Origin of the sequence: Mesorhizobium sp. C416B (genome assembly GCF_030323165.1) — a bacterium.
Lineage (GTDB): Bacteria > Pseudomonadota > Alphaproteobacteria > Rhizobiales > Rhizobiaceae > Mesorhizobium.
Map to the genome: position 1 here is coordinate 4,678,145 of NZ_CP100471.1, position 21,599 is coordinate 4,699,743.

At 64.1% G+C, this 21,599-nt stretch carries 21 protein-coding genes; 7 read left to right on the forward strand and 14 right to left on the reverse strand.

Annotated elements, in window-relative coordinates:
* Positions 1-26: 26 nt before the first annotated feature.
* Positions 27-1,613 (forward strand): gamma-glutamyltransferase, encoded by a 1,587-nt coding sequence (gene ggt / locus NLY43_RS22830; RefSeq protein ID WP_023713457.1) that lies wholly within the window; start codon positions 27-29, stop codon positions 1,611-1,613.
* A 22-nt stretch (positions 1,614-1,635) separates the two neighbouring features.
* On the opposite strand, the gene NLY43_RS22835 is transcribed toward ggt, so the two are convergent.
* The 5 genes from NLY43_RS22835 to NLY43_RS22855 all read right to left on the reverse strand — a co-directional run bounded on the left by NLY43_RS22835 (position 1,636) and on the right by NLY43_RS22855 (position 6,019).
* Positions 1,636-1,800: a hypothetical protein gene (locus NLY43_RS22835; RefSeq protein WP_023712273.1), complete on the reverse strand. Its 165-nt coding sequence runs from the start codon at positions 1,798-1,800 to the stop codon at positions 1,636-1,638.
* Positions 1,797-2,852, reverse strand: coding sequence for an ABC transporter ATP-binding protein (locus NLY43_RS22840; protein ID WP_023712274.1), 1,056 nt, complete (start codon positions 2,850-2,852; stop codon positions 1,797-1,799). The genes NLY43_RS22835 and NLY43_RS22840 overlap by 4 nt, the downstream gene beginning before the upstream one ends.
* Before the next feature lie 12 nt (positions 2,853-2,864).
* Positions 2,865-3,698 (reverse strand): carbohydrate ABC transporter permease, encoded by an 834-nt coding sequence (locus NLY43_RS22845; protein ID WP_023712275.1) that lies wholly within the window; start codon positions 3,696-3,698, stop codon positions 2,865-2,867.
* A 10-nt stretch (positions 3,699-3,708) separates the two neighbouring features.
* Positions 3,709-4,638: a carbohydrate ABC transporter permease gene (locus NLY43_RS22850; RefSeq protein WP_156935560.1), complete on the reverse strand. Its 930-nt coding sequence runs from the start codon at positions 4,636-4,638 to the stop codon at positions 3,709-3,711.
* A gap of 67 nt (positions 4,639-4,705) precedes the next feature.
* Complete coding sequence (locus tag NLY43_RS22855) at positions 4,706-6,019, reverse strand: ABC transporter substrate-binding protein (protein ID WP_023713455.1); 1,314 nt, start codon at positions 6,017-6,019, stop codon at positions 4,706-4,708.
* A gap of 237 nt (positions 6,020-6,256) precedes the next feature.
* On the opposite strand from NLY43_RS22855, the gene NLY43_RS22860 reads away from it, so the two are divergent.
* Genes NLY43_RS22860 through NLY43_RS22880 form a run of 5 tightly spaced genes read left to right on the forward strand, consistent with a single transcriptional unit; the run spans position 6,257 to position 11,294 of the window.
* Positions 6,257-6,934, forward strand: coding sequence for a beta/alpha barrel domain-containing protein (locus NLY43_RS22860; protein WP_023712278.1), 678 nt, complete (start codon positions 6,257-6,259; stop codon positions 6,932-6,934).
* Positions 6,934-8,391: a xylulokinase gene (locus tag NLY43_RS22865; protein WP_023712279.1), complete on the forward strand. Its 1,458-nt coding sequence runs from the start codon at positions 6,934-6,936 to the stop codon at positions 8,389-8,391. The genes NLY43_RS22860 and NLY43_RS22865 overlap by 1 nt, the downstream gene beginning before the upstream one ends.
* Positions 8,392-8,405: 14 nt before the next feature.
* The gene (locus NLY43_RS22870; protein WP_084561188.1) at positions 8,406-9,698 is read left to right on the forward strand and encodes an iron-containing alcohol dehydrogenase; all 1,293 of its coding nucleotides are present in this window, start codon (positions 8,406-8,408) and stop codon (positions 9,696-9,698) included.
* A 7-nt stretch (positions 9,699-9,705) separates the two neighbouring features.
* Positions 9,706-10,509: an HAD-IIB family hydrolase gene (locus tag NLY43_RS22875; RefSeq protein WP_023713454.1), complete on the forward strand. Its 804-nt coding sequence runs from the start codon at positions 9,706-9,708 to the stop codon at positions 10,507-10,509.
* Positions 10,510-10,511: 2 nt separating this feature from the next.
* Positions 10,512-11,294 (forward strand): DeoR/GlpR family DNA-binding transcription regulator, encoded by a 783-nt coding sequence (locus tag NLY43_RS22880; RefSeq protein WP_023712282.1) that lies wholly within the window; start codon positions 10,512-10,514, stop codon positions 11,292-11,294.
* A gap of 10 nt (positions 11,295-11,304) precedes the next feature.
* Here the strand turns inward: NLY43_RS22880 and NLY43_RS22885 are convergent, their stop codons facing one another.
* The 6 genes from NLY43_RS22885 to NLY43_RS22910 form a co-directional block, all read right to left on the reverse strand.
* Positions 11,305-11,814, reverse strand: coding sequence for an L-2-amino-thiazoline-4-carboxylic acid hydrolase (locus NLY43_RS22885; RefSeq protein ID WP_023712283.1), 510 nt, complete (start codon positions 11,812-11,814; stop codon positions 11,305-11,307).
* Positions 11,811-12,596: an ATP-binding cassette domain-containing protein gene (locus NLY43_RS22890; protein WP_023712284.1), complete on the reverse strand. Its 786-nt coding sequence runs from the start codon at positions 12,594-12,596 to the stop codon at positions 11,811-11,813. The genes NLY43_RS22885 and NLY43_RS22890 overlap by 4 nt, the downstream gene beginning before the upstream one ends.
* Positions 12,593-13,594 carry an ABC transporter ATP-binding protein gene (locus tag NLY43_RS22895; protein ID WP_023712285.1) on the reverse strand — a complete coding sequence of 334 codons (1,002 nt, stop codon included), beginning with the start codon at positions 13,592-13,594 and terminating at the stop codon, positions 12,593-12,595. Before NLY43_RS22895 ends, NLY43_RS22890 begins: the two co-directional genes overlap by 4 nt.
* Positions 13,591-14,421, reverse strand: coding sequence for an ABC transporter permease (locus NLY43_RS22900; protein ID WP_023712286.1), 831 nt, complete (start codon positions 14,419-14,421; stop codon positions 13,591-13,593). Before NLY43_RS22900 ends, NLY43_RS22895 begins: the two co-directional genes overlap by 4 nt.
* Positions 14,418-15,404 (reverse strand): ABC transporter permease, encoded by a 987-nt coding sequence (locus NLY43_RS22905; RefSeq protein ID WP_023712287.1) that lies wholly within the window; start codon positions 15,402-15,404, stop codon positions 14,418-14,420. The genes NLY43_RS22900 and NLY43_RS22905 overlap by 4 nt, the downstream gene beginning before the upstream one ends.
* A gap of 270 nt (positions 15,405-15,674) precedes the next feature.
* On the reverse strand, positions 15,675-17,279 hold the full coding sequence (locus NLY43_RS22910; RefSeq protein ID WP_023712288.1) for an ABC transporter substrate-binding protein: 1,605 nt from the start codon (positions 17,277-17,279) through the stop codon (positions 15,675-15,677).
* Between the two features lie 364 nt (positions 17,280-17,643).
* Between NLY43_RS22910 and NLY43_RS22915 the strand changes: the two genes are divergently transcribed.
* Positions 17,644-18,834 (forward strand): M24 family metallopeptidase, encoded by a 1,191-nt coding sequence (locus NLY43_RS22915; protein WP_023712289.1) that lies wholly within the window; start codon positions 17,644-17,646, stop codon positions 18,832-18,834.
* A 171-nt stretch (positions 18,835-19,005) separates the two neighbouring features.
* Here the strand turns inward: NLY43_RS22915 and NLY43_RS22920 are convergent, their stop codons facing one another.
* From NLY43_RS22920 to NLY43_RS22930, 3 genes are read right to left on the reverse strand one after another with little or no spacing between them, the layout of a single operon-like run.
* Positions 19,006-19,422, reverse strand: a complete 417-nt coding sequence (locus NLY43_RS22920; protein WP_023698983.1) for a cupin domain-containing protein — start codon at positions 19,420-19,422, stop codon at positions 19,006-19,008.
* A 4-nt stretch (positions 19,423-19,426) separates the two neighbouring features.
* Positions 19,427-20,281 carry a phosphoenolpyruvate hydrolase family protein gene (locus NLY43_RS22925; RefSeq protein ID WP_023712290.1) on the reverse strand — a complete coding sequence of 285 codons (855 nt, stop codon included), beginning with the start codon at positions 20,279-20,281 and terminating at the stop codon, positions 19,427-19,429.
* A 13-nt stretch (positions 20,282-20,294) separates the two neighbouring features.
* Positions 20,295-21,488, reverse strand: coding sequence for a Tm-1-like ATP-binding domain-containing protein (locus NLY43_RS22930; protein ID WP_023712291.1), 1,194 nt, complete (start codon positions 21,486-21,488; stop codon positions 20,295-20,297).
* Positions 21,489-21,599 lie beyond the last annotated feature (111 nt).

Here is a 21,599-nt window from a genome sequence, read left to right on the forward strand (position 1 = left end):
GGCGCGAAATCATTGGAGGCGATTGCATGCGTGATTTTCAGGTCCCCGGCCGCTCGCCGGTTCGCGCGACAGAAGCGATGGGGGCGACATCGCATCCGCTGGCGACGCTGGCCGCCATCGACATGCTGCGCTCCGGCGGCAATGCCATGGATGCCGCTGTCTGCGCTGCGGCGGTGCAAGGCGTCGTCGAGCCGCAATCGACCGGCATCGGCGGCGACTGTTTTGTGCTCTACAGTCCCAAAGGCGAGGGCGATGTTCTCGCTTTCAACGGCTCGGGGCGTTCGCCCGCTGCGGCAACCGCCGAATGGTATCTGGAGCGGGGGCATAGCGAACTGCCTGCGGCCGGACCGCATGCCGTCACCATACCAGGCGCCATCGATGCATGGTGCCGGCTACTCGAGGACCACGGAAAAAAGGGCATCGACGCCGCGCTGGCGCCAGCCATTCGCTATGCCGAACAAGGCTATGTCGTTTATGATCGCGTCGCCTTCGACTGGGCCGACGAGGTCGCCCTGCTCTCAGCCGATGAACATGCCGCGCGCATCTTCCTGCCGGAGGGCAGGGCGCCGCAGGCGGGCGATCTGCACCGCCAACCGCAACTGGCGGAAACCTTGCGCGTCGTCTCGAGCCAAGGTCGCGCCGGCTTCTATGAAGGCGCGGTCGCCGAGGACCTGGTAGCGCGTCTTCGCGCGCTGGGCGGGCTGCATGCATTGGAGGATTTCGCCGAGACCCAAGGCGACTACGTCAAGTCAGTGAAGACATCCTATCGCGGCCACGACATCCACCAGATGCCGCCGAACAATCAGGGCATGACGGCGCTGATCATGCTCAATGTGCTTTCCGGCTTTGCGCTTAACTCGCTGGAGCCGAACAGCGCCGAGCGGCTGCATCTCGAGATCGAAGCCGGCCGGCTTGCCTATCAGGACCGCGACACTTTCATCGGCGACCAGGATTTCGTTGATGTCCCCGTCGAGAAACTGTTGTCGGCAGCGTATGCGGAGCGGCTGCGCGCCGCCATCGATCCGGCCCTCGCCATGACGCATCTGCCGCGGCTTGAGCTGTCGCGCAGCGACACCGTCTATATCTCCGTGGTCGACCGCGACCGCAATTCGGTCAGCTTCATCAACTCGACCTTCGGTTCCTTCGGCAGCGGCGTCGTCGGTCCCAAGACAGGCGTCGTGCTGCAGAATCGCGGCAGCAGTTTTCGCCTCACGGAAGGCCATCCAAATCGTATCGCGCCGCGAAAGCGACCGATGCACACCATCATGCCTGGCATGGCGACGCGAGGGGGTAAGGTGGTGATGCCGTTCGGGGTGATGGGCGGCGGCTACCAGCCGTTCGGCCATGTCCATCTGCTGACCAACATGATCGATTTCGGGATGGACCCGCAGCAGGCACTGGATGCGCCACGGGTGTTCTACAAGGACAATGCCGTGCTGGCCGAGCGCGGGATTCCGGCTGAGGCGATCGCCGGCCTGCGTCAGCGCGGCCATCAGGTTTCGATCGCCGAGGAGCCGCATGGCGGCGGCCAGTTGGTGCTGATCGATTGGGAAAAGGGCACGCTCACCGGTGCCTCCGATCCGCGCAAGGACGGTTGTGCGCTGGGCTACTGATCTGCGTTGCTGGAATGCGCATTCAGAACCAGATCAGCCAGACAAGCTGCAGGATTACCAGTGCAATGGCGTCCCAGAAGATGAGTTCGCCCATCGAGAACCAGCGCCACGACCGGTTGAAGCTGTAGAACAGCCACCCGACCAAGGCTGCGGCGGCCAGCGGCACCAAAGCGAGCAGCGTGCTCACGGCAGTCGCGCTCCCGACACCGCATCGAAGGTGTGCAGCGCCGCCGGCGGAAAGTGTAGATAAAGCGGCTGGCCGGGATCGAAAGCGCGATCGACATTCACGGTCCTGACGATCAGCGCGTTGGCCTCGCTCGTGGCGAAGATCAGCACGTCCGGCTCGACCGGTTCGACGACGTCGACGGCAAACAGGATGGCATCGCCGGCAGTCGCGTCGACAAGCTGGATCTGCTCGGGGCGAATGCCGAGCACGATGGGACCATCAGGCTTTCCCGGAAGCGGGCAAGTGAAACCGCTGGCGTGGAAGACGCCGGCGCGGACATCGCCATCGAACGTGTTCATCGCTGGACGGCCGATGAATTCAGCGATGAAGCGATTGGCAGGCCGCCGATAAATCTCGCGCGGGTCGTCGTACTGGATCAGTGCGCCTTCGCGCAACACCGCGACCCTGGTCGCCAGCGTCATCGCCTCTTCCTGGTCGTGTGTGACGAAGACGAAGGTCTTTTTCAGCTCGCGATGCAGACGCTTCAGCTCGGTGCGCATGTGGAGCCGCAACAAGGCGTCGAGATTGGACAGCGGCTCATCCATCAGACAGAGGCTAGGTTGCCAGACCAGGGCGCGGGCCACAGCGACGCGCTGCGCCTGGCCGCCCGACAATTGCGAAGGGCGGCGGTCGAGGTAACGGGTGATTTCGAGCAGCTCGGCCATGGCGCGGACGCAGCGGTCGAGCTCGGCAGCCGGCATCTTTCGGATGCGCAAGGGATAGGCGATGTTCTCGTAGACGCTCTTATGGCTGTAGAGCGCATAGTTCTGGAACACCATGCCCATGCCGCGCAGGCGCGGCGGCAGGTCGGTGACATCGAGGCCCTCGACCATGATGCGCCCGGCCGTGGGACGTTCAAGGCCGGCAAGCAGCCGGCAGGCTGTCGTCTTGCCGGAACCAGAGGGCCCGAGCAGAACCAGGAATTCGCCGGGCTCGAAAGCAAGGTCGAGCGCCTGCAGCGCCACCGTCCCGTCCGGGAAGGCCTTGGTGACGCCGTCGAAAACAATTGCCATGCAAGGATCCCTTCAACCCTTGACCGCGCCGAAGGTGAGGCCGCGCACGAGCTGTTTCTGGACAAGGAAAGTGAAAAGCACGATCGGCAGCGTCGCCACGATGGCGACCGCCGCGACTTGGCCCCATAGCGTGCCATGCGGCGTCACCAGTCCGGGTATGCCGACGGTCAGCGGCCGCCCGTCGAAAGCGACGAGGATGAAGGCATAGAGGAACTCGTTCCACGACAGGATGAAGCAGAGCACGGCCGTCGCGCCGATGCCGGGCGCGGCCAGCGGCGCGACGACGAAAAAGAATGCGCCGAGCCGCGAGCGGCCGTCCATCATCGCGGCTTCGTCGATCTCCCTGGGGATTTCGGCGAAGAAGCCGCGCATCATCCAGACGACGAGCGACAGGTTGAAGGAGGTGTGGGCGATCACCACGGCGTAGATGGTGTCGATCAGGCCGAGCGAGGTGAAGAACAGGAACAGCGGCACGGCGATCGAGATCGGCGGTGCCATGCGCGTCGTCAGGAAGAAGAAGAACAGGTCTTCCCTGCCGGGAAAATCCGAGCGGGCAAAGCCATAGGCCGCTGGCGCGCCGATGACGATGCAGAGTATGGTCGACGACACCGAGATCAGCACCGAGTTGATTGCCAGCGGCCAGTATTCCTTGTCGATGAAGACGGCGGGATAGTTGGCAAGCGTCGGCGAAAAAATCCATTTCGGCACAGAAGACAGAAGATCGACGCGGTTCTTGAACGACGCCAGCACCATCCAGACATAAGGCGTCAGCGCCACCACGACGGCGACGAGCAACACCGCCCAGGCAAAGCTTTTCCAGGCGCGGTTGGTGGATTGATCGATCATCGCCGCGCCCTCAAAACGCCGCCGCCTGCTTGCGGCTCGACCAGTAGACGGCCTTGTAAAAGACGGAGCACAGGATCAGCACGACGAGATAGATCATGAAGGCGACCGCGGCGCCGTAGCCGAGGTCCCAGTTGCGGAAGTTGACGCGGTAGGCGTAGATCGACACCAGTTCGGTCAGCGTTCCCGGACCGCCGCCGGTCATCAGGAAAACCTTGTCGAACTCCTTGAAGGCATCGATGCCGCGCAGCAATAGCACCAGCGCGATGACGGGCCGCAGCAGCGGCAGCATGACATCGCAAAAGATCTGAAACGGTTTTGCGCCATCCATCATCGCCGCCTCGAACGGCGCGCGCGGCAGGCTCATCATCCCGGCGAGCATGATCAGGGTGACGAAGGGCGTCCACTGCCAGACATCGATGGCGACGATGGTCGGAAACACCAGGTCGGGTGCCGAAAGCACCGCCGAATTCTGCGCCAGCAGGCCAACCTTGCGCATGTAGAAGGTGAGCATGCCGAAATCGCCCTGCAACAGCAGCCGCCAGATCAGCCCGACGGCGACCGGCGCGATCATCATCGGGATGAGCAGCAGTGTGGTGAGAAGCCGCTGGCTGGCGACGAAGCGGAAGATCAGGAAGGCCAGCGCCAAGCCGAGCAGGAATTCGAGGCCGACGGCGATGATGACGAATTTCAGCGTCAGCAGGAACGATGCCCAGAAGAATGGGTCGTTGCGCATCAGCTTGCGGAAATTGTCGAAACCGACGAAGGCGCCCGCATGGCTGGCGTCGGCGAAGCTGAGGTCGGTCAGCGCGGTGTAGATCATGTAGTAGAACGGGCCGACCAGGAAGACGACGACGAGCAGCGTCGCGGGCAGCATCAAGAGCGGTCCCACCCCACGGTCGAGAAGCGGCATTCCGCGCAGCGATGGAGTGCGGTTCGTCACGGGCGTTTCCTGCGGACAAGAACGGCTACCCGCTTGTGCGGGTAGCCTCTGCGCGACATCTCAAGGCCTATCGTGCCGGATAGGTCATTGGTGCGCAAGAACCGAGCAATGTCGAGATGTCGGTGGCGGCGGTGTCGAGGGCGGCCTGAGCCTCCTTCTCGCCGGCGAGGTAGGACGACAGTTCCCGCACCAGTATGTCGGTCATCTCGGCCGATTGCGGCAGCGTCGCCTTCGGCACCGCATGCTCGTTGGCCTCCATGGAAGCCTTGGCATAGGGCAGCTTCTGCACCTCCGCCGAAGCATAGACATCGGGACGGCCTGAAGCGCCGCCATTGAGATGCTGCTCGAGCTGGCGGTCATAGCCCATCATCCACTGGACGAAGAGGAAGGCGGCCTGTGGGTTCTTCGAATAGATAGGGATGAGATAGGTCCAGCCTTCGACCTGGCCGATCTTGCCGCCTTCGCCTTGCGGCACGAGATCGAAGCCGACCTTGCCGACGACGGTGGAGGCGGTTGTGTCGACCGACACGGCATAGGTGGCGTCGTTCCACATGATCAGCTCGGCGACCTTGGCTTGCTGCATCAGCGCCATGACATCATCCCAGAAATAGTTGAGGCTGTCCGGCGGCGAGAATTGCAGCAGGCTCTTGTAATATTCGAGCGAGGCGACGGCCTTGGGGCTGTTGACGATGACCGGGCCGCAGGCCGAGCCGCTCTTCACGTCGAGCACGTCGCCGCCGAAGGAATAAAGGAAGTTGAGCCACTCATACCACAGCGCCTCGTGGCGCTTGCCCTGCAGGGCGGTGCCGTAAAAGCCCTGGTCGGGGCGATAGAACCATTCGGCGATATCGCGATATTGCTTCCAGTCCTTGGCGGGAGCGAGGTCGTAGCCATACTTGGCCTTGAAGCCTGCCTGCTCCTTGGGATCGGCGAGCAGGTCCGAGCGATACCACATGAACATGTTGAGCACTGTGAAGGGGAAGCCGTACTCCTTGCCGTCATACCAGGAGATTTCGTGCCAGGCGGTCTGGTAGAGCTGCTTCTCCGGCTCGAAGCTCGGATCGCGCAAAGCCGGGTCGGCCATCATCTTGGCGATTTCGACCAGATGGTTGTTGGTGGCGAACTTGCCGAGTTCGCGATGCGGCTGGATGATGACGTCGTAGCGGCCGCGGTGCGAGTTGAGATCGAGCTGCACCTTGTTGACGGCTTCCGAGTGCTCGTACATCTCGACTTCGACATGGATGCCGGTCTGTTTTTCAAACTCCGGCGCCATCTTCTTCAGCGCTTCGAGCGGCGGCAGCGCCTCGCCGACCATGCGGATGGTCTGGCCTCTATAGGGTTTCGACGCCTCTTTCAGATCCCACGCGGCCGCTTGTGTCACTTGCCACGTCAGGGGCCACACAAATACGGCTGCGACGAGCAGTCTGGACGCGGTACGTCTCAGCGGCTTGAGCATTCTTCCCTCTCCCTAGAAGTCGTGCCTGGCGGGCCGGCGCCCGTTCTGTCATAAAATGTGTGGTACTGCAAATCAAAATGTGGCACCTTGCAACAAATGGTTGGGAGGTGTTAACAGACCGGCAGCAAACCGGCTTTCCCGACCAGGCGAGGGACCTTTCGGATGGACTTCATCTTCATGCTGACGCGCCACGATCGCACGGTCGAGGACTGTCTTGACCTGGTCGATTTGATCGAGCCGGTCGGCCTGAAGCATGTCGGCTTCAAGGATATTGGCGTCGCGCCGGATGTGCTGCGCAAGCTCGCTGTCGCCATTGGCCGGACAGGCGCCACCACTTACATGGAAGTTGTCTCGACGACGGCTGAGGCCTGCCTTAATTCCGCGCGCATCGCCAGGGATCTCGGCATCCAGCGCCTGCTCGGTGGTACTCAGGTCGACGAGATCATGGCGTTGCTGGAGGGGAGCGGCACCGAATACTACCCTTTTCCCGGGCGGCCGGTCGGCCATCCGACCAAGCTCGGCGGTTCGGCCGAGGATGTCGAGGCCGACTGCCGCGCCTTCGCCGAGAAGGGTTGTGCGGGATGCGACATCCTCGCCTATCGCGCCACCGAGGCCGACCCGGCCGAACTGGTGCGCGCAGCCCGGCGCGGGCTTGGTCCGTCGCGGCATCTGATCGTCGCCGGCGCTGTGGCATCAGCCGATCGGATCAAGGCAATCAAGCTGGCCGGCGCCAACGCTTTTACCATTGGCACAGCGGTTTTCGATGGCTCCTATTCGCCGACGAAAGGTTCTATCCTCTCGCAGCTGCGGGATGTCCTCGCGGATTGCGAGCGCGTCTAATGCCAGTCATCGGCATCGATCTCGGCACACAAAGCCTGAAGGCGATCGTTGTCGATGACGAATTGCGGCTGCGTGGCGAGGCAGCTGCGCTGTACCAGCCGGCCTTCCCGGCGCCCGGCTGGGCCGAACAGAACCCGGCGCTGTGGCTGGCGGCGCTCAAGCCGGCCATTGCCGGCGCGCTCGACAAGGCTGGGCTTGCGCCGTCCGACATCAAGGGTATTGCCATTGCCGGCCAGCTCGACGGCTGCGTCGCGGTCGATGGCAATGGTGAGGCGCTGGCTCCGTGCATCATCTGGATGGACCGGCGGGCGGCAGGAGAGATCGCCGGCATCGATCCGGACTTCATCCGCGAGCGCACCGGTCTTGTCCTCGATGCCACGCATATGGCGGCGAAAATCCGCTGGGCAGCGCGCAACCTGCCCGAAGCGCGCCGGGTGGCGCTCTGGCATCAACCGGTATCGTTCGTGGTCGCGGCGCTGTGCGGTCGTGCCGTCATCGATCACGCGCTGGCCTCGACAACCATGCTCTATGGACTGAAGGAGCACAACTATGCCGGCGATCTGCTGGCGGCCTTCGACATCGATGCAGATAAATTGCCCGGCATCGACGATGCATCTGACATCGCCGGCGCCTTGACGCACGCCGGCGCCGAGCTCACCGGTTTGCCTGTGGGCACGCCGCTGGCGGTCGGCACCGGCGATGATTTTTCGGCCGCCATAGGCGCCGGGGTCGTCGTGCCCGGTGTCGTCGCCTGCAATCTCGGCACGGCCGAAGTGGTCGGCGCGGTGTCCGGCACGCTTCGCCTCGACCCCGGCGGCCTGGTCGAGACCCATGGCTTTCTCGGCGACGGCTATTTCATCTCCAATCCCGGATGGCTCTCGGGCGGCGCGGTGACGTGGTTTCTAACAACCTTCGGCGTCGATTCGCCGGCGGCGATGTCGGAACTGGCGGCGACGGTGGTTGCCGGCAGCGACGATTTGCTGTTCCTGCCGGCCTTGTCCGGTGCCATGGCGCCGCGCTGGATCGCCGAAGCGCGTGCCGCTTTCTACGGCCTGACATCCTTCCACGGCAAAGCGGCCTGCGCTCGCGCAGTGCTGGAAGGCTGCGCCTTCGCCATGCGCGACGTTGTCGACCGGCTGGACGAGCTCGGCATAACAACCGGGCGCATCCGGCTCTCAGGCGGTGGCGCGCGCAGCCGGGTGTGGGGGCAAATCCGGGCCGATGTCAGCGGCAGGCCGGTCGAGATCGCGGGTGCGGCCGATGCCTCGCCGATCGGTGCGGCAATCCTTGCCGCCGCAGCCATCGGCCTTACCTCCTCAGTGCGGCAGGCGGCTGAAAGGCTGGCCGGCCACATCGAGACGATCGACCCTGATCCTTCCGCCAAGGCCGCCTACGACAGAAGTTACCGCCGGTATCGCACCTTGTTCGATGCCCTGACCCCGCTTCATGCTGACTGACCGGACTGCATCCTATGTCCAGACAAATGCTCGATCGCCTTATTGCCGGCACGCTGCCTGACCCGGATAGCCAGGGAATGCTGTCGGTGCCGCTGAAGACCATCGTCATAGGGCGCGGTCTCGGCGACGAAGCCGATGCGCTGGTCAAGCCGCTGCCGCTCGGCCGCAAGCTTTCCGTGGTCATGGATCCCGACACAAGGCTGGCGCTGGGTGAGAGGGTGTCGATCGCACTGCGTGGCAGCAGCGATGTCGACAAGATCATCCTGCCGCGCCATCCGCATCCCGACATGGACGCCGTGCGATCGGTGATCGCCCGCACGAAAGACGCCAGCGGTCTGGTCGCGGTCGGATCCGGCTCGATCAATGACATCACCAAATATGCCGCCCATCTGACCCAAAAGCCCTATGCGGTGTTCGGCACCGCGCCGTCGATGAACGGCTACACCTCGGTGTCTGCGGCAATCACCGACGACGGCCTGAAGAAATCGCTGACGGCGAGCCTGCCGGTCGGTGTCTTCCTCGATCTCGATGTCATGGCGCGAGCGCCGCACCGGCTGATCGCTGCCGGCTTCGGCGATTCGATGGCGCGGCCGACCGCGCAGACCGATTGGCTGATGGCGCATCTGTTGCTCGGCACGCCCTACCGGGAGGCGCCGTTCATGCTTCTGGCCGAGGACGAGGAGGCGCTTATCGCCAAAGCCGGCGAACTCGGGACCGGCAACCTTGAGGCGATGGAAGTGCTGGTGCGCACGCTGGTCATGTCGGGCCTTGGCATGACTTTGTGCGGCGGCTCCTATCCGGCCAGTCAGGGCGAACATCTCATCGCCCACTATATCGACATGCGGGGCCAGGGATTGCCCGAGGCGCATCACGGCGAGCACATAGCGGTGACGACGTTGACGATGGCGCGGCTGCAGGAACGCGTGCTGGCGCTGCGGGAGTTGCAGCTCGCGCCCTCCGCCGATACGCCAGACCGCTTCATCGAAATCTTCGGCGAAACGCTCGGACGTTCCTGCTGGGCGGCATTCAAGCCCAAGCTGCTGGACCGCGAAGGGGCGGACGCTGTCAACACCATGCTGGCCAGGCAGTGGCGCTCGCATCGCGAAAGGCTGCTGCAGGTGGCACGCCCGGCGCGCGAGATCGCGGCAGCACTGCGTGCCGCCGGCGCCCCAACCACGCCGCAAGAGGTCGCCATACCGGCTGGCTTCTACGACGAGGCGGTCGCCAATGCGCGGCTGATCCGCGACAGGTTCACCATGCTCGACGTCGCTGCTGCCTCGCTCGAAACGGTTGCGGCGGGAGCCTGAGCGGGTGCTGCGTCCGCTCACCGACTTCACCGCGCCGGACCGGCGCAACATCGCTGTCGTGCTGACCGACATAGACGACACCTTGACCGACAAGGGGCGGTTGCCGGCAAAAGCCTATGCGGCGCTCGAGCGGCTGAAGCAGGCCGGCTTCATTGTCGCGCCGGTTACCGGCCGCCCTGCCGGCTGGTGCGACCTGATCGCCCGGCAATGGCCGGTGGACGGCGTGATCGGCGAGAACGGCGCCTTCTATTTCCGCTACGACGACGCCAAAAAGCGGATTGTTCGCCACTACGCCAAGAGCGCTGCCGAACGGCAGGCCGATGCCGCGCGCCTCAAGGAGATCGAGCAAACCGTTCTGCGCGAAGTTCCGGGTGCGGCGGTCGCGGCCGACCAGGCCTATCGCGAGGCCGATCTGGCGATCGATTTTTGCGAGGACGTGGCGCCGCTGCCCAAAACCGAGGTTCTGAAGATCGTCGGCATCTTCCAGCGCTATGGCGCGACGGCGAAAATCTCGTCCATCCACGTCAATGGCTGGTTCGGCAAATACGACAAACTGTCGACAAGCCGGCTATTCTTGCAGGACTGTTTCGGTATAGATATTGACCACGACAAGGACAGCATTGTCTTCGTCGGCGATAGTCCAAACGATGCACCAATGTTCGGCTTCTTCCCCAACAGCGTCGGCGTCGCTAATGTGCTGGACTTCGCCGGCGAGCTTCCGGCGTCTCCCGCCTTCGTCACAAGCGGGCGCGGCGCGAAGGGATTTGCCGAGCTTGGCGACGCGCTGATTGCTGCAAAGGGAATGGAATAGTCATGGACCAAGGCCGACTGACGAAGAAGGAGCGGCACGCGCTTATCCTTTCGGAAGTGCGCCGGTCGGCGTCGATACGCATCTCCAAGCTCGCACGGCGCATCGGCGTCGCCGGCGAGACCATCCGCCGCGATCTCATCGAACTCGGCGATGCCGGGCTGATCAACCGCACCTATGGCGGTGCGACGATCTCGCTGGTGACATCAGAACCGGTGATTTCGGAGCGTGGCCTGACCCTGATCGAGGAGCGCGCCCGCATCGGCCGCGGCGCGGCAAGCCTTGTCGAGAAGGGCCAGATCGTGATGATCGATGGCGGTTCGACCACCTATGAGGTGGCGCGCAACCTTTCGCAGCTGAAGCGCGACCTGACCATCATCACCAATTCCACCGGCGTGGCCTCGGTGGCGGGCGCCAATCCGACCTTTCGGGTGCTGCTCTGCCCCGGGACCTATGATAGCCGGGAAGGCAGCGTGTTGGGCGAAGACACCGTCGAGTTCCTGCGCCGCTACAATGCCGACGTCGCCATTATCGGCGCATCGGGGATAAGCGCCGATGGTCCGAGCGACATGATCTCGGGCGCCGCGGCCGTTAAACGCGCAATGATATCGCGTTCACTGTCGACCGTGCTGGTGGTGACCCACGACAAGTTTGGCCGCAGCAGTCTGGAACGCATCTGCGGGCTCGATGACATTGCCGATATCGTCACCGACAGCGAACCGAAGGCCGACCTGCGCACTGCTGCCGAACAGGCGGGCACGGAGATGCATGTGTTTGCCGCCGACTGATCAGCATTGGCTATCCGGCGGCATCCCGGTTGGTCAGCGCGATGTGGCAGCAGCCGGAGCCGTGGCCCGGCGTCCAGGTGACATTGTCGAAGCGCACGCCCGTTGCCTCGAACAGACCACGGTCGAAAGCGCCGGCGATGCGGCAGAGCGTGGCGAGTTTTTCATCACCGACACCGGCCTCGACCCAGGCGTCCTTCAGCGGACAACGCTTCACCTTGAAGGCGATGTGGTCCGGCCCGCGCTCGACATCGGTCGGATACATCAGGCCGCCATCCGGGCTGACGGCCAAAAATGCCTCGCCGATGGCCGGCGCGTCGTTAGGTCCGAAACGGGCGAAGGCGGCCGCCGCCACCTCCTTGCCGCGCTGCTCGATGGTGCGGATCATGATCGCCTCGGCCTTTTCCGCGCCGAGTTCGCCGGTCAGCTCGTCGAGAAACAGACGGTAGAGATCGGCGCGGTTGCGGAAGGCGGAATCGAGTTCGCGCGAGAGTTTTTCGGCTCTGGCTTCTGGTTCGGTCATGGTACTTGCCTGCTGCTTCTGTCCAATCTTGGCGCCGCCGCAACCAGCGCCTTGCCGATTGCCGATTGCGGCGCGTCGACTACGTTGCGGGCGTCGCCGCTCTCGGCGATCCGCCCGGCGTTGAGAAGAACGACGCGGTGGGCGATGGCCCGTACGACGCCGAGATCATGCGAAATGAAGAGATAGGCGATCCGTTCCCTGGCTTGCAGGTCGAGCAGCAACTCAAGGATCTGTCCGCGGACCGAAACGTCGAGCGCCGACACCGCCTCGTCGAGCACGATCAGCGACGGTTTGGTCGCGATGGCTCGGGCGATGGCGACGCGCTGGCGCTGGCCGCCGGAGATTTCGTGAATGGCGCGCGGGGCGAGATCGGCTGCCAGCCCGACGCGATCCAGCAAGGCAGCAATGCGGGCCGGCCTCTCGGCGCGGGAAGCGATGGCATGGATGCGCAAGGGATCGTCAAGCACGCGAGCCACCGTGGCGCGCGGGTTGAACGCGGCGAGCGGATCCTGGAACACCATTTGAAGGCGCGCGCGCTTGGTGCGCAGGGCCGCACCCTTCAAGAGCAGAAAGTCATCGCCTTCGAACTGGACGGTGCCGGCGTCGGGCTCGATCAACCTAAGCACCAGCCGCGCGATCGTCGACTTGCCGCTGCCGGAGGGCCCGGCCAGCGCCAGCGTCTCGCCGGGTTCGATGGCGAAGGAGACACCGTCGACGGCCGCGATGGCCTTGCCGCCACGACGGTATCGCTTGGTAAGACCGGAGACGGTGAGCAAGTTCATGCCGGCGCCCGTCGTAGCAGCGGATCGGCGTCGAGGCCGAGATGGGCGTCGAGCAGCGTTCGCGTATAGGCATGGCGCGGGGCGTTTATGATTTGCTCCGTCGGGCCGAGTTCGATCAGTTCGGCGTTCCGGAATACAGCGATACGCTCTGCGAGTTCGGCGGCCAGCGCGATGTCGTGGCTGATGAACAGCAGCGTCATGCCGTCCTCCGCCACCAGTTGCCGAATGAGGCTGACGATTTCGGCTTGCACAATGGTGTCCAGCGCGCTGGTCGCCTCATCGGCGATCAGCAGTTTCGGACCGGCTGCAATGGCCGCGGCAACAGCAACGCGCTGCTTCTGGCCGCCGGAGAGCTGGTGCGGGAAAGCACGCATGGCGGTTTGTGGGTCGGGCAGCCGGACACGTTGGAGCAGGGTTTTGGCTTTGGCGTAAGCTTGTGGCCAGTCGAGGCCGAGGTGGGTGCGGGCGACTTCGGCGATCTGTTTGCCGACGGTCATGACGGGGTCGAGGCTGGCGGAGGGGTCCTGGAAGACGAAACCAATGTCGCGACCGGGAAGGGGGAGCGTACTGGGTTCGGTTAATTTGAGAGGTCGGCGTTCCGTCACACCCCCCTCTGTCCTGCCGGACATCTCCCCCGCAAGGGGGGAGATTGCTCTCTCATCTCCGCCTTCGCCAACCACGAACGTTGCAGAAGGGAAGCCGTCGGCAAAGCTGCTGATCTCCCCCCTTGCGGGGGAGATGTCCGGCAGGACAGAAGGGGGTGGGAAGGATCGCGGCGCCTGAAATTGCCACTTGAAATGCCCTTCAATCTTGGCGCTCGCCGGCAGCAGTCCAGCCACCGCCAGCGCCAGCGTGCTCTTGCCCGAACCGCTTTCGCCGATAATCGCCAGCCGCTCGCCGGCAATAACATCCAGGCTGACCCCCTTCAGCGCCGTTACCTCGCTGCCATCGCTGAAATAGCGCACAGACAGATCGCGTATCTCAGCCAGTGCGGTCACGACAGGCTCCTCCGCACCGCCGTCGTTTCGACCACGCCTTCGCCGGTGAGATAGACGCCAAGCACGGTCAGCACCAAGGCGATGCCCGGAACGATCGACAGAAAGGGCGCGGTGCGCAGCACAGTGCGGCCCTCGGCGATCATGCCGCCCCAAGTGACGCGATTGGGGTCGCCGAGACCGAGGAAGGACAGCGCTGCCTCGGTGAGGATCGCGGCGGCCACGATCACCGAGGACAAGGCCAGCACCGGCGGCAACGCGTTGGGCAACACCTCGCGAAAAGCGATCTCAAGCGGATGCATGCCGATGACGCGAGCGCCGGCGACGTAATCGCGCTCGCGGATCGACAGCACTTCGGCGCGCGCTACACGCGCCGGTCCGGTCCAGGCGCCAAGCGCTATTGCCGTGACGACGACGCCGAGCGACGGCCCGACGACGCTGACGAAGGCCAGCGCCAGGAGAAAACTCGGCACGGTCTGGAAGGCATCGGTGATGCGCATCAGCCCCTCGTCCACAAGGCCGCCGGCAAAGCCGGCCAGCGTGCCGACGACCGCGCCGATGAAGAGTGCCGCCGCTGCCGCCGCCAGGCCGACCGCCAGCGAGGTGCGGGCGCCGTGGAACAGTTCGGCCAGCACGTCAAGGCCGAGCCGGTCGGTGCCGAGCGGCAGCGACCAGTCCTGGAAGGGCGGCAGCAGTGCTGGTCCGGCAATGGCCTGCGGGTCGCCGGGGAAGAGCAGCGACGCAAACAGCGCCATGGCGAACAGAAGCGCCAGGATGATCGCGCCGGCGACCGCTTCCGGCCGGCGCAGGAACCGCGGCAGCGCGCTCACGCGCTGGCCTCGCCGGCGCCGACGCGCGGGTCGAGGAAGGCGTAGGCGATGTCGACGGCAAGGTTGACGGCAATGACGAGGACGGCGCTGGTGAGGATGATGCCGAGCAGCAGCGGCGTGTCGCGCGAAGCGACCGCTTCCTGCGCCAGCCGGCCGAGCCCGGGCACGGCAAAGACGCTTTCGATGACGACGCTGCCGCCCAGCATCTGCGCCGATTGCAGGCCGAGCATGGTGACCAGCGGCAAGAGCGCGTTGCGGGCGACATGGGCGAGCACGATGCGGCGGCGTGACAGCCCCCTGGCGCGGGCGGCGAGCACAAAATCCTGCCGCCACGCCTCGGCCATGCCGGCGCGCATCATGCGCAGATAGAGCGCGAGATAGATGAAGCCGAGCGCGGAAACCGGCAGGACGAGGTGGACGGCGATATCGGTGGCGCGGGCAAGCCCGGTCTTGTCCGAGGCGAGCGTCTCGATGCCGCCGATCGGCAGCCAGCGCAGGTCGACGGCAAAGACGACGATCAGCACCAGGCCAAGCCAGAAACCCGGCACGGCATAAAGCGCCAGCGAGCCGATCGACAGGAAGCGGTCGCGAAAGCTGCCGGGTCTGGCGCCGGCGTAGATGCCGAGCGCCAAGCCCAAACCGAAGGAGAGCGCGGTGGCGGTCACCATCAGGAGCAGTGTCGTCGGCAGGCGTTCCAGGATAACATCGCGAATTGGCCGGGAGAAGGTAACGGACTGGCCGAGGTCGAAATGCAGCAGCGCCCAGAGATAGTTCGCGAGCCGTGTCAGCTCGGACTGGTCGAGGCCCCAGCGATGACGCAGCAATTCGATCATGCCGGCGTCGCCGCCGGTCGAGACGATGTAGGCGTCGACCGCGTCACCGGGGGCAGCTTCCAGGAGGAGGAATGTGCCGATGATGACGATCAGCAGCACGAAGATGCTGCCGACGAGGCGACGGCGGATGAGGGTGAGGACGCGGGTCATGGGAAAGGCATAGCACTGCGCCAGTCGGGAGAGGTGCGGTGTCTAGGCACCGCCCTCTGTCCTGCCGGACATCTCCCCCGCAAGGGGGGAGATTGGATGTCGCCTCTGCCTTCGCCAATCTTCGATGCCGAATGTACGCGACAGCGAAGCTGCTGATCTCCCCCCTTGCGGGGGAGATGTCCGGCAGGACAGAGGGGGGTGTGACGAAACGCGGCCCTACGCCATGCCTTCACACCAATTTCTTTGCGAACTTTCATCCGCGCAAATGTGTCACGATTCCAGATACGTGTCCGCCCAGTTCGAAACCGCCCAGCGCGGGTTGTTGGCGATGTTCCCCACCGTCTCGCGCGCGACGCTGATGAAGCTCCATTCGGCGACGTTGATCAGCGGCAGGTCCGCCGCGACCTGTTTCTGGAATTCCTTGTAGAGGTCGGTGCGCGCTGACGTATCCAGCGTCTCCGAAGCCTTGGCGATCAGCGCGTCGAGCGCGGCGTTCTTGTAGCCGCCCTGGTTGGAGAACGGCACGCCGTCGGGAATGCCGCTCTGCACCAGGATGGTGGTCGAGATCGCCGGGTCGCCGCGGAACACCGGCGGGCCGACGGCGAGGTCGAAGGCGTGGTCGGTGTAGACGGCCTTGATGTGCGCGGCCGAGTCGTTGTTGACGATCACGGCGTCGATGCCGATTGCCGCCAGCGCCTGGCGCAGATAGTCGCCGAACTGCTTGGTCTCGTTGAAATAGGGTGCCGGCAGGAGTTTCAGCGCAAAACGCTTGCCGTCATCGGCGCGCTTGTACCCCGCGTCGTCGAGCAAGGCGTTGGCCTTGGCGACGTCGAATGGATAGATCGGCACGTCGGCAGTGTAGAATTGCGGGTCGTTCTTCGGCACCGGACCGGTAGCGGTGGCGGCATAGCCGAGGAACACCGTCTTGACGACGAAATCCTTGTCGATGGCATGCGCGATCGCCTGGCGCACCTTCACGTCGGCCAGTTCCTTGCGGCGATGGTTGATCTCGACGACGAGTTGATAGGTCAGCCCCTCATAGCCCTTGGAGATGACCTTCAGGCCCGGCACTTTCGAGATACGGTCGAGGTCGGCCAGTGGCACGGCGGAGAAGGCGGCGAGCTGGATCTCTTCGGCCTCGAGTGCGGCCGCGGCGGACGTGCGGTCCGGCAGCACCTGATAGATGATCTCGTCGAGATGGGGCTCGTCCTTGCCCCAATAGTTCGCATTCCTTGTCAGCTTGTAATATTGGCCGGCCTTGTACTCGCCGAACTTGAACGGGCCGGTGCCGATGGGGGCATTGTTGGCCGGGTTGTCCTCGATCTTGCCGACTTCGTAGATATGTTTCGGCACCACGCTGCTCAGCGCCGGCAAGGCATTGCGTATCAGCTGGAACGGGGTCGGTTTGGCGAATTTGAACACGGCGGTGAGATCGTCGGGGGTGTCGACGCTGGCCAGATCCTTGAACACGGTGCGGCCGAGATTCTGCAGCGGCTTCCATATCTGCAGCGCCGAGAAGGCGACGTCGGCCGAGGTGAACGGCTTGCCGTCATGCCATTTGACGCCATCGCGCAGTTTGAAGGTTACCGAGAGCCCGTCGGCAGCACCTTCCCAGGAGAGCGCCAAGCGGGGCTCGAGCCCGTCCTTGCCGTCGAACGAGGCTTCGGCCAGCGTCTCGACAATCTTGCTGGAGATGAAGAAAACGCCGTTGGAGGCGACGATTGCCGGGTTGAGATTGCGCGGCTCGGAATCGGCGGCGAGCACCAGCCGGCCACCTTTCTTCGGCGTCTGCGCCCAGCTGAATGTGGGCAGGGCGGTGGAGGCCAGCAGCAAAGCTGAGCCGCCAAGCAGCGTGCGTCTGGAAATATCTGACATGACCGAACTCCGTCCTCTCCGCGACCAGATGGGCGCACCCCTCGAAGCTGGCGGCACCCGCCAGCATCCTCGCGGCGATTATGGCCCTTGCCAAGGGTTTCGCCAGAGACGGAATTGGCGCATCCTTGCTTGGCTTTGAAATTTTCGTCCGCTGGACCAGTTTAGAGGTGGCCCTTTTATTCTGATATTCTGGTAGGACCAGATTGCCTTGATATGCAGCAAAGACGACTTGGCGACCGCCCGCTGAAGCAATTTGACCCTATTTCTGGCTGGACCAGAGTGGACAATGATGCAGATTTGACCGACAGCCAAGGGAATCTGGCGCAGCGCGGCCGGCGATCCCACGGAAATCAGGGAGAGAACAATGAACATTGCCCCGGGCAAGAATGCCGTCAGCAATATCCCGTTCGACCAGGCAAGGGTCGACCGGCTGATGGAGGAAGCCGGCATCGATGTGCTGCTGGCGACGTCCAAGCACAACACGCAATATCTGCTCGGTGGCTACAAATTCATCTTCTTCGCCGCCATGGATGCGATTGGCCACAGCCGCTATCTGCCTGTCGTCGTCTATGAGAAGGGCGGGCCGGATCATGCCGCCTATATCGGCAACCGCATGGAAGGCGCCGAGCACCAGAACAACCCGTTCTGGACGCCGACGCTGCATGCCGCCTGCTGGGGTACGCTCGACGCCGCCAATCTTGCGGTCGAGCATGTCAGCAAGATCGGCAAGGCAGGCGCCCGCATCGGCATCGAGCCGGCCTTCCTGCCGTCCGATGCCTATGCGCTGATCCGCAAGGCGTTGCCGGACGCGAAGCTGATCGACGCGACCGACATGCTGGAGCGCATGCGCGCCATCAAGACAGACGCCGAGCTGGAGAAGCTGCGCATCGCCTCCGAGCTGATCACCGATTCCATGTTGGCGACTATCCAGTGGGCGCGCGAAGGCACGACCAAGGCCGAGATGATCGAGCAGCTCAGGCGCGAGGAGACCAATCGCGGCGCGCATTTCGAATATTGCCTGCTGACGCTGGGCTCCAGCCACAACCGTGCGGCGTCACCGCAGGCTTGGAAAAAGGGCGAGGTGCTGTCGATCGATTCCGGCGGCAATTATCACGGCTATATCGGCGATCTCTGCCGCATGGGCATTCTGGGCGAACCGGATGCCGAGCTGGAAGATCTGTTGGCCGAGGTCGAGACGGTGCAGCAGGCGGCGTTCTCGAAGGTGAGGGCAGGCACCATCGGCGGCGATATGATTTCGCACGCGGAGGGCGTGCTGAAGGCGTCGAAGGTCGCGCCCTATACGGATTTCTTCGCCCATGGCATGGGCCTGATCACCCATGAAGCGCCGTTCCTGATGACCAACCACCCGGTCACCTATGAAGGCACTTATTCGGCCAAGCCGCTGGAGACGAACATGGTGCTGTCGGTGGAGACGACCATGCTTCACCCGACGCGGGGGTTCATCAAGCTGGAGGATACGCTGGCGGTGACGGATGCGGGGTATGTGATGTTTGGGGATCGGGCACGGGGGTGGAATAGAGGTGGGATAGCCTAGCTCGGCGCTACCCCCTCACCCGGATTGCCATCCGAATTGCGAAGGGCAATTCGGGGCTATCCGACCTCTCCCCGAGGGGAGAGGAGTTTGCGCCGGCGCTGGCTTCTGCCTCTTCTCCCCCTCGGGGAGAAAGTGGCCGCGAAGCGGCCGGATGAAGGGGGCCTTTCGCGATTACTTCCCCGCCGGGATCAACCTGAAATCCGGCAACTCCCGCAGCACCAGTTCGGGTCCGGCCGGCGAATAGACGACGAAGAGCTGCATCGGCCCATCGCCCGTGTTCAGTGTCGAATGGAAACGGCTTTCCGGCACATAGATGGTGCAGCCGGGGCCGACCTTGGCGACGACCGGATTGCCCTCCTCGTCCTCCACCATCTGCTCGCCATTGCCTGAGATGACGAAGATGATCTCTTCCGCGCCGGGATGGTTGTGGCGCGTGTGGCCCTTGCCTGACGGCAGGTCGACGACGCCGCCGGAAAAGCGCGTCGCGCCATTTACTTCCGGCGCGACTGTCAGCGACAGCTTGCCCCAGTCAAAGCCGAAGGCGCTCACGTCCTTCGGGTATACGAACACCTTGCTCTTGTCGGTCATGATCTCATCCCTTCTTTTTCTTCTGGTCGTGCAGCGTGACGGCCTTGAAATCCGCCGTCTGCCTGGCGATCGCGGCTTCAGCCGGCAGCCGTTCCATCGAACTCGCGCCATAAAAGCCATGCAGGCCCTTGCAGCGGTCGAGGATGTAGCGGGCATCATCCGGCATCGAGATCGGCCCGCCATGGCAAAGCAGGATGACATCCTTGCGCACCGAGCGCGCCGCGTTGGCGATGGCGTCGATCTCGACCACGCAGTCGTCGAGCGACTTGGCCGACGTGGCTCCGATCGAGCCGCCGGTCGTCACCCCCATATGGGCAACGACGATGTCGGCGCCGGCTTTTGTCATGGCGCGCGCCTCGTCGGGGTTGAAGACATAGGGCGTGGTCAGAAGATCGAGCTTGTGCGCCTCGGCGATCATGTCGACCTCCAGCCCGAAGCCCATGCCGGTTTCCTCAAAACTCTGGCGCATGCTGCCATCGAACAGGCCGATGGTCGGGAAATTCTGCACGCCGGAAAAGCCCATCGTCTTCAGCTCGGCAAGCAGCAGCGGCATGATGACGAAGGGATCGGTGCCGTTGACACCGGCCAGCACCGGCGTCTTTTTGACCACCGGCAGCACCTCGTAGGCCATTTCCTTGACGATCTCGTTGGCGTTGCCATAGGCGAGCAGGCCGGCAGCCGAGCCGCGCCCGGCCATGCGGTAGCGGCCGGAATTGTAGATGATGATGAGGTCGATGCCGCCGGCTTCCTCGGCCTTGGCCGACAGGCCGGTGCCGGCGCCGCCCCCGACGATGGGCACGCCGTCGGCGATCATCGCCTTGAACTTCTTCAATATGTCTTTGCGCGGTATTGCGGGCATTTGTTGGCTCTCACTATCTGGCGATGTCGAGGAAGGCCGCGGTTGCGGCTTTGGCAAATTCCGGATCGTTGATGTGCAACGGCAGGCGTGTGACGCGGCGCGCGGCGTTCGGCTTGATGGTGCGCTCGACGGCATCGAACAGCACGGCGTCGGCTTCGGGGTCGAAGAAGGCGCCGCCCTCGATGTCGAGTGCCGAGACGCCTTTTTCGGGGATCAGGAAATGCACAGGGCCCTCGCAGCGAGCGAGCCTGATGCCGATCCACTCGCCTATACCGCGGCATTCGTCCACCGTGGTGCGCATCAGTGTGACGTTGGGATTGTGCTCGTAGAACAGCCGGCCCCTAAACTTCTCGGGAATGGTCGGCGGCGCCCAGAAATTGACCATGTCCAGCGCGCCGACCGAGCCTACATAGGGCAGCTTGGTGCGGGCGATAGCGCCGAAGCGGTCTTCCGTCGCCGGCAGCACGCCGCCGAACAACAGGTCGCAGACTTCCGTCGTGGTGATGTCGATGACGCCGGCGAGCAGGCCCGAGTCTGCGAGCTTCTCCATCGAGCGGCCGCCGGTTCCGGTGGCGTGGAAGACCATGCAGTCATAGTTGGCGCGCAACTGGTCGGCGATGGCGGTCACGCAAGGCGTGGTGACGCCGAACATGGTGAGCCCGAGTGCCGGCTTGCCAGTGGCGACTGGCGCCGGCCTGGCGGCCATGCCGGCGATTGCCTGCGCCGCATTGTGCAGCACGACGCGTGACAGCCGGTTCAGTCCCGCCATATCGGTGACCGATGGCATCATGATGATGTCGGAGACGTCGACATAGGCCGCGGTGTCGCCGGAGGCGAGCGTCGAGACCATGATCTTGGGCAGCCCAAGCGGCAGCGCGCGCATGCCGGCAGTGATGATCGACGTGCCGCCGCCGCCGCCAATGCCGATCACGCCTGATATGTCGTCGCGCGACGGAATGAAATTTGTGAAGGCGGCGCTCATGCCGGCCACCGCCGTGCCGCGATCGACGATGCCGAGCACGCCACTGGCTCCATCCGGATGATGCGCCGCGACCTCGCTGGCCGGGATATCGACCGGCACGGTGGCGCCGCGCGTTCCGATGTCGACACGGGCAACCGAACTGCCGATGGCGGCAATAGCATCGGCCAGGAAGGCAAGTTCCTCGCCCTTGGTGTCGGCTGTGCCCACCACGTAGATGCGCTTCATCGCGTTTCTCCCGTCACCGGCCGACCGGCGCCGGGCCGCCTGTCGCCCTTTGCCGGCCTTTCGGTAGGCAAAGGTCATTGCAATTTTTTGAGACGCGCGTATCGTATTGAC